Origin of the sequence: Flavobacterium palustre (genome assembly GCF_014639535.1) — a bacterium.
GTDB lineage: Bacteria > Bacteroidota > Bacteroidia > Flavobacteriales > Flavobacteriaceae > Flavobacterium > Flavobacterium palustre.
On record NZ_BMGA01000003.1, the window covers coordinates 304051 to 318277 of the forward strand.

Here is a 14227-nt window from a genome sequence, read left to right on the forward strand (position 1 = left end):
CTAAGTCTTTTTTAAGAAAAACTTAGAATCTCAGTAACTCAGAAACTCTAAAAAAAGAATATGGGAATTTTTAAAATTGAAGGAGGAATCCGTTTAAAAGGAGAAATCACTCCACAAGGCGCAAAAAACGAAGCATTACAGATTTTATGTGCTGTACTTTTAACTTCTGAAAAAGTAACCATCAACAATATTCCCGATATTATTGATATCAATAAATTAATTACACTTTTAGGAAATTTAGGTGTAAAAATCACTAAGAATGGTTCAGGTTCTTATACATTTCAGGCAGATGAAGTAAATGTAGATTACTTAGAAACCGAAGCTTTCAAAAAAGAAGGTGGAGCATTAAGAGGTTCTATAATGATTGTTGGACCGCTTTTGGCTCGTTTTGGAAAAGGATATATTCCAAAACCGGGTGGAGATAAAATTGGAAGAAGAAGATTAGATACCCACTTTGAAGGATTTATCAATTTAGGAGCTAAATTCCGTTACAACAGAGAAGACCATTTTTATGGTGTAGAAACTCCCGCAGAAGGTCTTAAAGGAACTGATATGCTGCTTGATGAGGCATCTGTAACTGGAACAGCAAATATTGTAATGGCTGCTGTTTTAGCAAAAGGAACAACTACAGTTTACAATGCGGCTTGTGAGCCTTATTTGCAACAATTGTGTAAGATGTTGAACTCTATGGGAGCTAAAATTACCGGAGTTGGATCTAACTTGTTAACTATTGAAGGAGTAGAACGTTTAGGTGGTTGTGAGCATAGAATTCTTCCTGATATGATTGAAATTGGAAGCTGGATTGGTCTTGCTGCAATGACCAGAAGTGAGATTACAATTAAAAATGTAAGCTGGGACAATCTAGGATTGATTCCAAATACTTTCAGAAAATTAGGAATTACTTTAGAGCGTCGCGGTGATGATATTTATATTCCAACACACGAAAATGGATACGAAGTAAAAACCGACATTGATGGTTCTATCCTAACTATTGCCGATGCACCTTGGCCTGGATTTACACCTGATTTATTGAGTATTGTTTTAGTTGTGGCAACACAGGCTAAAGGTGATGTGTTGATTCACCAAAAAATGTTCGAAAGCCGTTTATTCTTCGTTGATAAATTAATCGATATGGGGGCCAAAATTATGTTGTGCGATCCGCACAGAGCGGTAGTTATAGGACATGATTTTAAATCAACTTTAAAAGCTACTACTATGTCATCTCCTGATATTCGTGCGGGAATCTCTTTGTTGATTGCTGCGCTTTCTGCAAAAGGAACCAGTACAATTCAAAACATCGAGCAAATTGATCGTGGTTATGAGCGTATCGATGAACGATTGAGAGCTATTGGAGCTAAAATAGTTCGTGTTGAATAAAAATTATGAGTAAAGAACAACAAGCCGTTGAGGCAACTTACTTTAGTATAATAGGAAATACCTGCTTAGCAATTATAAAAGGCTTAGCAGGTTTTTTTGGCAATTCTTATGCCTTAATTGCTGACGCTATCGAATCTACAACGGATATTTTTGCTTCGTTTTTAGTATTATTCGGAATCAAATATTCTAATAGACCAGCCGACGAAAATCATCCTTATGGGCATGGTCGTGCCGAGCCTTTAATTACGTTTTTAGTGGTAGGTTTTTTGATTACCTCGGCAACCGTTATTGCTTATGAAAGTATAGCCAATATTCAGGAGCCTCATGATTTACCCAAATCCTGGACATTATTTATTTTAGGAGCCATTATTTTGTGGAAAGAATATTCTTTCCAACTGGTTATAAAAAGAAGTATCGAAACTAACAGCTCTTCTTTAAAAGCAGATGCCTGGCATCATCGCAGTGATGCTATCACTTCGATTGCGGCATTTATTGGAATTACAATTGCTTTGGTATTAGGAAAAGGCTACGAATCGGCCGATGATTGGGCAGCTCTGTTTGCTTCCTGTTTTATTTTTTACAATAGTTATTTGATTTTTAGACCTGCTCTTGGCGAAATCATGGACGAACATTTGTATGATGATTTAATTGAGCATATCAGGATAGTTGCTAAAACTGTAGAAGGAATTATAGATACCGAAAAGTGTTTTATTAGAAAATCCGGAATGAAATACCATGTGGATTTACACGCGATTGTAAGTGCTGAAATCTCGGTCAAACAAGGACATCAACTAGCTCATATTTTAAAGGATACATTACGAAAAGAAATCCCTGAGTTAGGACATATTTTAATACATATTGAGCCGGATGACGAATAGTTTACGGCTATTTTTTTTACAAAAGGGGATGTTTCAAAAAGACAGCCTCTTTTTTTTTTTTTGAACTATAGTCAATCTAAAAAAAGACCTCAACAAATTTACAACAGCATACAATTATTCCTTTTTAAAACCCGAAACCAATTATTTACAAACAACTCTTTACTTCTTTAAAAAAGAAAGATTTTTCTTTATTTTAAATAAAATAATTACACTTTATCGATTTTTATTGCATTTAATCGGTAATTCAAACAAAAGGTAGTATTTTTATTTCGTGAAAAACATCATTTTTTATCTGACACTAAAACTGATTCGTTCTAATCTTAAATAGAAACTATGGAACACCTTTACTTTATAAAAACAAATCGTCACTTTTATTTACTACTTCTCCTTATATTTTTGGGGTTTTCTATTCATACAAAGGCTCAAACGGTTACCTCGCCGCAAGTTAATTTTACACAAAGAACAGCCGCTGCTACTCCCGCAAAAACTATTTATAATATAAAAGGTGACTTCACAATGTTAGGTAATACCAACTTAACACTAAACACCTACGGAGACAATACCAACAACGAAGGAAATGCAATGAAATATGTAGATATTGATGGCGATAGCAACACCTGGAATTCATCTATGGCAACAATGGAACTTTCCAATGGAGGAGAAAATAGTGCTAGTCAAAATTGCTCTACTGTTATTTATGCCGGTTTGTACTGGACTGGTAAATCACAAGATGCTGATACTTTTACGGTATCTAAAGAAACAGCCTTAGAATCTTCAAAAAACGTTACACACAATACTACAACAAACATCACAAACTCTAACTATAAATTAACTGTAACAAGAGGAGGTGGTAGCAACGATTATTATCCAATATATACTTTTACAAATACCTTAGGCAACACCTATGCTTTTCATTTCACCAATAATAGCGGAGGAAACAGAGTCAAACTTTCTATAAACGGAGGATCGTTAAATAATATTACTGTATCGCATAATTCAGGAGTCGCAACATTCAGCACTCCTTACTCTTTACCGCTAGATGGTACAATTTTAAAAATAAACAGTATAACAAGAAACACATCTCAAACATTAACTGAAGCACAATATCAAGATGCATCAAATTCTATAGCAAATGTTCAGGTTTTCAACTCTGTTGACAAAAACTATGACAAAAAAGTAATTTCTTTAAAAGGTCCGGGAGCAACTTCATATACCACAATAACTGCGAATTCAAATGTTTACTTTCCGGGCTCCTCTTATAGCGGGATATTTGTAGGTTATCAGGAAGTTACCGATTACGTAAAAACACATGGTCCTGGTGCTTATACCGTTGCTGATATTGCCTTAATAGAAGGAAGCAACTCAAATCCAGGATATTCAGGAGGTTGGACAATGGTAGTTATTTATGAAAATCCTGTAATGAAAAGCCGCGCTGTTACCCTTTTTGACGGTTATGCTTATGTTAACGGACAACGTAGTGGTGGTGGAGAATTTGGAAACATTCCTATTTCAGGATTTACCACAGTAGATTCCGGTCCGGTAAACATGAAACTGGGAGTAATGGCTGCCGAAGGTGACGTTGCTACCAATTCAGGAAGTGATTATCTGGCGGTACAAAAATTAAATGCAGACCCTAACACCTACAACGCCACTAACTATCTAACCTTAAACCATGCAGGAAACTCAACAACAAATTTCTTTAATTCATCTATTTTTCCGCAACCTGCTGTAGGAACCAGTAACCCTATTTATAAAAACAATACCGGGGTTGATTTTAGTATGTTTACTATTCCAAATGCAGGAAATACAGTTATTGGAAACAATCAAACCTCAACTACTTTTAGATTTGGTTCTACTTACGAGGTTTATACCATTTTTGGTTTCGCTATGTCCGTTGACTCTTATGTCCCTGAACCTAAAGGACTAATAAGCATCAACTCCATTAACAATGTTACTAATCCTCCTGTACTGACTGCTTTACCGGGACAGGCTATCAACTATTCCCTGAATATTAGTAACAGTGGTACCGAAGCTACAAACAACACCATAGTTACTATCCCTATTCCTAATACAGCTATTTTTAATACAGGAAGCAGTATTTTATACAACACATACAATGGTTTTTCAACAGCCAATGTTCCTTATTATGATTCAGGATCGAATAGTATTATCTGGAATTTAGGCACCTTACCGATAACTGCCGGACATCCTGAATATATTTACGCTGACTTGAGCTTTGATCTTAACGTGACTGACAATTGTATTATTATTTTAAATGAAGGCTGTAGTCCCGAAGTATCACTCGAAACAGGAAACATCACTGGTATAGGCGCTATTTCCGGAACTTCTACAACAGAATACTTCTTTCAGGGTTATGACAATTCGGAATGTGCAAAACCGATTGATGGCTCTATAATAGTAGCAATAGACGGCAGTTCATGCTTATCCGCATTAGCCGGTGATGACCAAATTGCTTCATGCGGTTTAGAATCAGTACAACTTGCTGCAACAGCCGGAGCAGTTGGAAACTGGTCCATCATCAGTGGTCCTTCAGGTGGCGGAGAACTTTTCTCAAACAGTACCAGTCCTACTTCTGAATTTTTTAGTCCTAACAATGGTACTTACACCTTAAGATGGACTGTTTCTGGCGGTGGTGAATGTCCTGATGTTAGTGATGATGTACAAATAACATTAAATCCTTGTAACCATCTTGACTTTGACGGAACTGACGACAACGTGAACTTCAAAGATAATTTCAATTTGAACAATGGTTCTTTCAGTATTGAAGTATGGGTAAAATCAGAAACTACAAATGGAAACATCCAAACTATTTTATCAAAACGAAATGCTTCTAACTTAAACGATGGTTACGATTTAAGATTAGTCAACAATACCCTTTCATTCAACTGGAACAACGGAAACAGCATTAGTTCTAATTACGCTATCAGCACCGGAAGATGGTACCATGTTGCTGTTACTTTTGACGGAACAAATTACAATCTTTATGTTGACGGTGTGAACGTTCATAATGCTGTAGCCGGTACAAATCCTATTGCTAACAGCAATGCCAAATTTATACTTGGAGCTATGGCACAAAATACTGTTTTCCCATACAACCCAATACATTTTTTTAGCGGATGGACACAGGAATTGCGTATTTGGAATGTAGCTCTAACCGATGCGCAAATACGTCAAATGATGAATCAAAAAATTCAAAACGACAACAATACTGTTATGGGGGCTACAGTACCTTTATCTATCCCGGGATTAATATGGACTAATTTGGAAGGCTATTACCAAATGGTTCAGACAACCGATTTAAGCAATGGTTATTTATTAGACAATTCAACTAATGTGCGAAATGGAAGATTACTAAACATCTACACGCCACAACCCGAAACAGCTCCGCTACCCTACACTTCTATTGTTGACGGAACATGGGAAGACAATGCTACCTGGACACACGGTGATGTTTGGAACATTCCAAATACTTTAGCCATTGACAACAACAGCTATATTGACTGGAATATTGTTAAAACCGATAACAATATTACAACTGCAGGAAATAAAACCGTATTAGGATTATTAGTTACCAGTAATACCCTTACTGCAAACAGTAACAACAAAATAGAAATTTCCCATTATTTAAAATTAGATGGAAAAATTGACCTGGTAGGTAAATCTCAATTAGTACAAACTCAAGGAAGTATTTTGGATACCAGCAGTAGCGGTTCTATCGAAAGAGACCAGCAAGGACAATCTAATCTGTATAACTACAACTATTGGAGTGCTCCGGTAGGCACAATAAATACAACTGTCAATAATCAAAATTATACTGTTGCAGGGGCAATGAAAGATGGTACTACCACTACACCACAAAACATAAACTGGATTGGTGGTTACAACGGCGCTCCTACAAGCCCAATAAGTATTGCCCGTTATTGGCTTTATAAATTTGATAATTATGCTAATGCTTATGCTAATTGGGTTCAAATGAATGAAAACTCAACTGTTAGAGTTGGACAGGGTTTCACAATGAAAGGCAGCGGAGCAGCTACTGCCACTCAAAACTATACTTTTGTTGGTAAACCGAATAATGGATTAATCAATTCAAATTCCGTAAGTGCTAATCAGTTACTATTAGCAGGCAACCCATATCCTTGCTCACTGGACAGCGAAGCATTTATTAATGACAACAGCAACTCAATAAACGGAACCATCTATTATTGGGAACATTATGCTACTAACAACACTCATGTTTTAAGAGATTATCAAGGAGGCTATGCTACTCGAAATTTAACAGGAGGGGTCGCTCCATCTTCTACAAATGTAGATTACATCAGTAAATTAGGAACCCCGTCAAGAGGAATTCCGAATCGTTTTATTCCGGTAGGACAAGCTTTCTTTGTTGTAGGAAAAGCAGGTAGCGGAGGTACAATCATATACGATAATAACCAAAGAAGCTTTCATAAAGAAGACGATGGTACTAATTCGAATGTGATGTATAAAATAAATCCAACTGCTAAATCGACCTCAACCTCCACTTCAAGATCCAATGAAAATGATGTTGTCACTGACTCTAAATACAAAAAAATTCGTCTAGGATTTAACTCTCGTAATAATTATCACAGGCAAATTTTATTAGGTTTCATAGACAATAAAGCTACCAACGAAATGGATTTTGGTTACGATGCCTTTAATATGGACAGACTACCTAATGATATGTATTTTGTATGCCAGGAAAATGCCTTAGTCATTCAAGGTGTTGGCACTTTTGACCGATTTGCTTCCTACCCGCTTGGTGTAAAAACAGATGCAGAAGGAATTGTAAAGTTCATGATTGATGATTTAGAAAATTTCGATACTAATCAGTCAATTTATATTTACGATAATGTAACCAATACATACAACAATATTAAAGGCAGTAATTTTGAAATCAATCTACCGGCAGGAACAAATAAAACCCGATTTTCATTGCGATTTTTCAACCCGGATGTGGACATAATAGTTCCTGAACCGGAACCAGAGCCAATTCCTGAGCCTGAAGTGAATGCTAATTTAACTATTATACACATTCAGAAATCGAACAATATTAACATCAACAATCAAATTAAAGATTGCAGAGTTCAAAAAGTACGATTATATAATGATGCAGCTGTTGAAATTGATAATTGGAAAGTAGAAGAAAACAGAAATCAATCTAACATTCAGGTTCACATTAAAAAAACAAAACCTGGGGTTTATATTGTAAAAGTCGAAACTACAAAAGGAGAATTCACTAAAAAGATCCTTATTGAATAAAATTTCTAAAATCGAATAAGTCCACATCAATAAAAACGATAACAATCTGTATCACCCAAAAGCAATTCCTCAGGAGTTGCTTTTTTATTTTTACTATTATTTTCGAAAATTATTTATTTTTTTCGAAAAACAAGTTTATTCGTTTGTATATGTTATTTTATGTGTTATTTTTACATAATTGATGTTTTTTCAAAATTAAGAAAACCAAATCAACACAAATAAAACTCAAACTCTATATCAAATACAGCAAATGGAAAGAATTTTTGCAGAATATTACATTGAAACCCCTTATGAAGTAGAACAAGCGGCGGCGGTATTGGCAGGCGAACAATCATCAGGAACATTTGTATCCGTTCCGGGAGAAACTGCAGAACTAAAACAACGCTTTGCTGCCCGTGTAGAACATATTGAAAAACTGGATACTATTGACGAACCTTCCATTCCCGGCAACAGCATTCCGGGTAGAAAATACCAAAGAGCCAAAGTTCAGATAAGCTGGTCTATTGAGAATTTTGGTTATAATTTACCCGTTATAATCAGCACTTTACAAGGAAATCTATACGAAATCAGCCAGTTTACAGGTTTAAAACTAATGGATTTTGATGTTCCGGATTCTTTCAAAAATCATTATAGAGGACCTCAATTTGGAATCAAAGGCTCTAAAGCCTCTTGCGGCGTTACTGACAGACCAATGATTGGAACCATTATCAAACCAAGTGTGGGTATGGGCGTGGATGAAACGGCTGCTTTGGTTAAAACCTTAATCGATGCAGGTATCGATTTTATCAAGGATGATGAATTGATGGGATCTACCGCCAACTCTCTTTTTGAAGATCGTGTAAACGTTATCATGAAAGTAATTAATGAGCACGCACACAAAACAGGGAAGAAAGTAATGTATGCTTTTAACATCAGCGATGAGATTGATGCGATGCAGCGAAAATATGACCACATTAAAAAAAATAAAGGAACTTGCGCGATGATTAGTATCAACAGCGTGGGATTGAGTGGCACGAAGAAAATCTGTGATCAGGGCGATTTAGTGATTCACGGACACAGAAACGGCTGGGGAATGTTAAACCGTCATCCGTTATTGGGAATTGAATTTCCTGCTTATCAAAAAATATGGCGTTTGGCCGGTGTGGACCAAATGCACGTAAACGGAATCCAGAATAAATTCTGGGAATCCGACGACTCGGTTGTAAAATCGATACAATCCTGCCTAAAACCATTTGTGTGTGGCAACAATCCTTTACCGGTAGTTTCTTCGGGACAATGGGGCGGTCAGGCACCGGAAACTTACAGAAGAACTCAAACCACCGATTTATTGTACATGGCAGGCGGCGGAATTTTGGCACATCCAATGGGTGCAACTGCAGGCGTAAACGCACTGCAACAAGCCTGGAAAGCGGCAGTTGATGGATTATCAGTAGAACAAGCCGCTGCACAATATCCTGAATTTGCTGCATCAGTAAAAAAATTCTCAAAATAATAATCAAAAACAGCCACAAATCACACTAATTAGCACAAATATTAATGATTCTAAAATAAATTACACCAATATCTTAACTGTTTCTGACAGATTCGTGGAATATTATGAGATACAAATTGGTTTCAATTCGTGTAATTCGTGGCAAAAAAAATAAATTTTTACATATGAACAAAGAACATCCCTTACTATTGGCATACTATGGAGATGATTTCACAGGCTCCACGGATGCTTTGGAATTCCTGACTTTGGCCGGTATTAAAACCGTTCTGTTTCTGCGGTCTCCACTTCATAAAGATTTAGAACTTTTTCCCGGAGTACAGGCTATTGGTCTGGCGGGAAAAAGTCGTTCAATGTCTCCGATAGAAATGGAGGGCGAATTATACCCTGCTTTCGAAACCTTAAGAGATTTTAATCCGGAGCAAGTGCATTACAAGGTTTGCTCCACATTCGACTCGGCGCCACATGTGGGAAACATTGGCAAGGCTATCGAAATAGGCGGTGAAATTTTTAACCAAAAAACTACCTTTGTCTCCCCTGCTGCACCGCATTTGGGGCGTTATTGCGCTTTTGGAAATTTATTTGCCCGAATGGGAACAATTGGAAATGGCGAAATCCATCGTATTGACCGCCATCCATCGATGAGTAAGCATCCCGTGACTCCTGCTCATGAAGCCGACCTGAGACTGCATTTGGCACAACAAACTTCAAAATCAATCGATTTAATCAATATTACCACAATTGAAGCCGGTAGTGAAGCGGTTTTGGATGAAATTCAAACTAAAAAAAAGAAAGAAATTTTGTTTTTTGACGGCATGAATCAAGCACATTTAAAAACCATTGGAGAAGTTTTTCAGCAAAAAGGAAAAGAAAAAACACTTTTTACGGTAGGTTCTTCGGGTATCGAAATGGCATTAGGATTAGCCTGGAAAGAAAAAAATACAATTAATAGTAAATTCGAATTTGAACCTCCCGGCGAAGCAGCTCCGCTATTGGTTATCTCTGGAAGCTGTTCGCCAGTGACCGCTAACCAAATAGAATATGCACTGGAAAATGGTTTTGAAGGCATCGCTTTAGAAAGTAAAGTTATGCACCACGATCATCAGGAGCAAAGCATTGCCGATGTTGCCAGAGAAATAATTGGCAATATTAAAAAAGGAAAAAGTAGCATTTTGCATACCAGCATTGGAACAAACGATAAAAGAATTGCTGAAACCGAAGATTATTTAAAACAAAGTGGTCTAACCCATAAAGAAATTCAAAAACAAAGCAGCAAAATTTACGGTCGCGTTTTAGGACAAATCATCAAAGGGGTTTTAAAATCTGTAAAGATTAAAAGAATTCTTTTTGCCGGCGGTGACACTTCGAGTTATGCCGCTTCTGAACTTGGAATTTTTGCTTTAGAAATGATAGCGCCATTAGCACCGGGAGCACCGCTTTGCAAAGCCATTTCGGAAGACGCATCGGTAAACGGATTAGAATTAAATTTTAAAGGCGGCCAGGTAGGCACACCGGATTACTTTATCAAAGTACAAAAAGGAGAAAAACTTGTCTAAAAAACACTCCGTTATTACCACATAAAAACCAACAAAAATAAACTCAAGAAAACATAAATATAAATTTAAATGAAACCAAAAACATTAGGATTCGTCCACACTTCAGCCACTTTAGTCCCATTATTCCAGCAATTAACTTCAGAACATTTAAACGGCGTAGAAACTTTCAACATTGTCGATGACAGCTTAATTAAAGATGTTATCAAAAAAGGAAAATTAATGCCTAATACGGCTGCAAGGGTAGTCAATCACGTAAAAGCAGCCGAAGAAGCCGGTGCCGATGTAATTTTGGTAACCTGTTCTTCTATTGGCGTAGCTATAGAAACGGCAGCAACTTTATCCAGCGTTCCAGTAATTAGAGTAGATCAAGCGATGGCTGACGAAGCCGTACAAATAAGTGAAAAAATTGGTGTAATTGCCACTTTGCCTACTACTCTTGAACCAACGAGTGATTTGGTACGAAGAAGAGCCTTAGCTGCTGGAAAAAATGTAACTATAGTTTCTAAATTATGTGAAGGTGCTTTTGAAGCCCTGATGAGTGGTGACGCTGCCAAACATGACGAAATGGTAGCTAAAGCCCTGAAAGAATTAATGCAGGAAGTGGGCGTAATTGTTTTAGCACAGGCTTCAATGGCTCGTGTTGTTGACGGTTTGACTGATGCCGAAAAAGTAGTTCCTATCCTTGCCAGCCCTGCAATTGCGATGAAAAAATTAGCCGAAATTTACTTTTAATAAATCTCCTATGCGTAAATTTTTTCTTTGGGCTAGCCCTGTTTTATTTATCGTTGCAGCAATTGGCTGGTTTTTAGAAATTGACCCTGTTTGGAAAATGAGTTTAATTGCTGCCTTTTCAAGCTTAGCAATAGGGATTGGTCACAGCAAACTTTTAAGTGGTTACCAATATACCTTTTGGATTATCACTGCCGTATGTGCCGGTTTAATTTATCCGCAAACTTTTTTGCACATTGGCTCGATAGATTTACGCAACAAGTGGCTCATTCTAATCATTATTCAATTAGTGATGTTCGGCATGGGAACCCAAATGAGTATTGAAGATTTTACAGGTATTCGAAAATCAGGAAAGGGAGTTATCATTGGTCTTTTAGGACATTTTACGATTATGCCTATTAGCGGTTTTATTTTGGCAAAAACATTTCATTTCGAGCCCGAAATTGCAGCAGGAATTATTCTGATTGGTTCTTGCAGCAGCGGTTTAGCATCAAATGTAATGACTTATATTGCCAAAGGAAACCTGGTCTTATCAGTAACTGTAACTGCTATTTCAACATTGGCAGCTCCGGTTATGACTCCGTTTTTGATGAAAATATTTGCCGGAACCATGGTTGAAGTCCAATTTTTCAACATGATGATGGAGATTATCAAGATAGTTTTAGTTCCATTAGCAGCAGCTATGATTCATGATATTCTTAAAAACTACGGAGCCACTGCCCGAAAAAGAATTGATATTTTAACTATAATCTCAGCAATTTGGCTGGCAGTATTGTTCTTTTTTGATAATTCTTTCAACTACCAAGCGGATAGTACAATTGCCCACATAATCGAAATTAGTGCTTTTATAGCCGGAGCATTTTTAGTTGGAAAAGGCTATCATTTGGCTTACAAAGCCTATCCGAAAATAGACAGTATCATGCCTTATTTTTCTATGTTTGGCATCATTTATTTCACCTTAGTAACCACCGCAGCAGGAAGAGACAATTTAATGCAAATTGGTTTTTTACTTTTTTTAGTGGCCGTATTACACAATGGAGCAGGCTATTTTTTTGGCTATTATCTGAGCCGCATTTGTGGTTTAGACAAAAACAGCAGCCGTACCATAGCCTTCGAAGTAGGTTTACAAAACGGCGGAATGGCCTCCGGATTAGCCGGTTCTATGGGAAAATTAGCCACAGTAGGCCTGGCATCAGCAGTATTTAGCCCTTGGATGAATGTTTCGGGTTCTCTGTTAGCTAATTACTGGAGGAAAAAAGCTGAGATTGAAGAAGAAGAAAAAACAGAAGCCAATTTATGTAACACCTAAGAAACTTTCATTTCCACCGTATAAAAATCATCTGGTATCTAAATGATATTAGATGATTTTTTTATTTCCAACAGAAAAACAATAAAGACTTCATAAGACTTTAATTGTAAATTGATTATATTTAAAATTCTAAAAAGAACCACCTATTAAATCTATTAATCAACCTTAATTTAAAACCACAATTTATGGAAGTTACAAGAAGAAAATTTTTAACATCTATAAGCATGCTTGCCGCTTATACAGCATTTCCACTTAGTTCTTTTGATTTTGACACTACCAAAAAACTCCGTATTGTTCTGGTAGGAACAGGAATCAGAGGTATTAGTTTTTGGGGCAAAAGATTAATTCAGGAATATTCAGACATCCTTGAATTTGTTGGTCTTAGCGACATTAATCCCGGAAGGTTAGAATATGCCAAAAAATTTATGGGAGTCAATTGCCCTACATTCATAAATTTTGATGAAATGTTGCAAAAAACAAAACCCGATTTGATTATTGTTACCACAAAAGATTCAACCCATCATGAATTTATCATTAAAGGATTAAATTCCGGCTATGATGTACTCACTGAAAAACCACTTACCACCGACGAAAACAAATGCCAGGAAATTTTAAATGCCGAAAGAAAGTCAGGCAAAAATTTAATTGTTGGTTTTAATTACAGATGGAGTCCTTACAGCACTAAAATTAAAGAACTGTTAGCCAATAACACTATTGGAAAAATCACTTCCGTAGATTTCAATTGGTATTTAAACACCTATCACGGTGCTTCTTATTTTAGACGATGGCATGGTCAAAAAGAAAGTGGAGGATCGCTTTGGGTTCACAAAGCCACACACCATTTTGATCTGCTGAATTGGTGGCTTGATTCTGACCCTACAGAAGTTTTTGCCTTAGGCGATTTAGAACATTATGGAAAAAACAATCCTTTTAGAGGTAAAAATTGCAGAAGTTGCGAACACAAAACCACCTGCGATTATTATTATGATATCACCAAAGACCAACAATCGATGAACTTGTATGTGGCCAATGAAAAATATGATGGCTATCTTAGAGACAACTGCCTTTTTAGAGAAGAGATTGATATTTATGATAAAATGTCGGCTCAAATAAAATATGCCAATAATACTATTGTCAACTATTCCCTTACCACCTACTCACCTTTTGAAGGCTGGAGATTAGCTTTTAACGGTACCGAAGGACGCATTGAAGCTTCTTTAGACATTCCGTATGATAAAAAAACAAAGGTCGATCAGGCCGAAATGCACGCCAAAGAAATGGAACAATCTGCCTTAGAAGAAGCCAACTATGAAACTATTATAGTACATAAACTTTGGAAAGATTTTGAAAAAGTAACGGTTCCAACCGAAAAAGGCGGACACGGTGGCGGTGATCAACGACTACATGATAAAATATTTAAAACGCCTAATACCGAAGATCCTTTTGCCAGATCAGCAGGGTTAAGAGATGGTGTGATGTCAGTTCTAATTGGAATTGCTGCCCGAAATAGTATTGAATCTCAAAAACCGATACAAATTAAGGATTTAACCGATTTGACTCCTATGCCTAACAGAGGTAAATAACGTTA

The 14227-nt window shown here is 36.7% G+C and carries 8 protein-coding genes; all 8 read left to right on the plus strand.

The features are described 5' to 3' along the window. The first annotated feature begins 60 nt into the window (after positions 1-60). Entirely contained in the window at positions 61-1377 is a 1317-nt protein-coding gene (gene murA, locus IEV84_RS08330) for a UDP-N-acetylglucosamine 1-carboxyvinyltransferase (RefSeq protein ID WP_188493819.1), read from the plus strand. 5 nt (positions 1378-1382) lie between these two features. Further along, positions 1383-2255 carry a cation diffusion facilitator family transporter gene (locus IEV84_RS08335; RefSeq protein WP_188493820.1) on the plus strand — a complete coding sequence of 291 codons (873 nt, stop codon included), beginning with the start codon at positions 1383-1385 and terminating at the stop codon, positions 2253-2255. A 516-nt stretch (positions 2256-2771) separates the two neighbouring features. Beyond that, complete coding sequence (locus IEV84_RS08340) at positions 2772-7556, plus strand: DUF8693 domain-containing protein (RefSeq protein ID WP_188493821.1); 4785 nt, start codon at positions 2772-2774, stop codon at positions 7554-7556. A 250-nt stretch (positions 7557-7806) separates the two neighbouring features. Then, positions 7807-9048, plus strand: coding sequence for a ribulose-bisphosphate carboxylase large subunit family protein (locus IEV84_RS08345; protein WP_188493822.1), 1242 nt, complete (start codon positions 7807-7809; stop codon positions 9046-9048). 164 nt (positions 9049-9212) lie between these two features. Then, complete coding sequence (locus IEV84_RS08350; RefSeq protein WP_188493823.1) at positions 9213-10601, plus strand: four-carbon acid sugar kinase family protein; 1389 nt, start codon at positions 9213-9215, stop codon at positions 10599-10601. 69 nt (positions 10602-10670) lie between these two features. Then, positions 10671-11333 (plus strand): aspartate/glutamate racemase family protein, encoded by a 663-nt coding sequence (locus IEV84_RS08355; protein WP_188493824.1) that lies wholly within the window; start codon positions 10671-10673, stop codon positions 11331-11333. 10 nt (positions 11334-11343) lie between these two features. Beyond that, on the plus strand, positions 11344-12639 hold the full coding sequence (locus IEV84_RS08360) for a bile acid:sodium symporter family protein (protein ID WP_188493825.1): 1296 nt from the start codon (positions 11344-11346) through the stop codon (positions 12637-12639). 185 nt (positions 12640-12824) lie between these two features. Further along, positions 12825-14222 (plus strand): Gfo/Idh/MocA family oxidoreductase, encoded by a 1398-nt coding sequence (locus IEV84_RS08365; RefSeq protein ID WP_188493826.1) that lies wholly within the window; start codon positions 12825-12827, stop codon positions 14220-14222. The last annotated feature ends 5 nt before the right edge of the window (positions 14223-14227 follow it).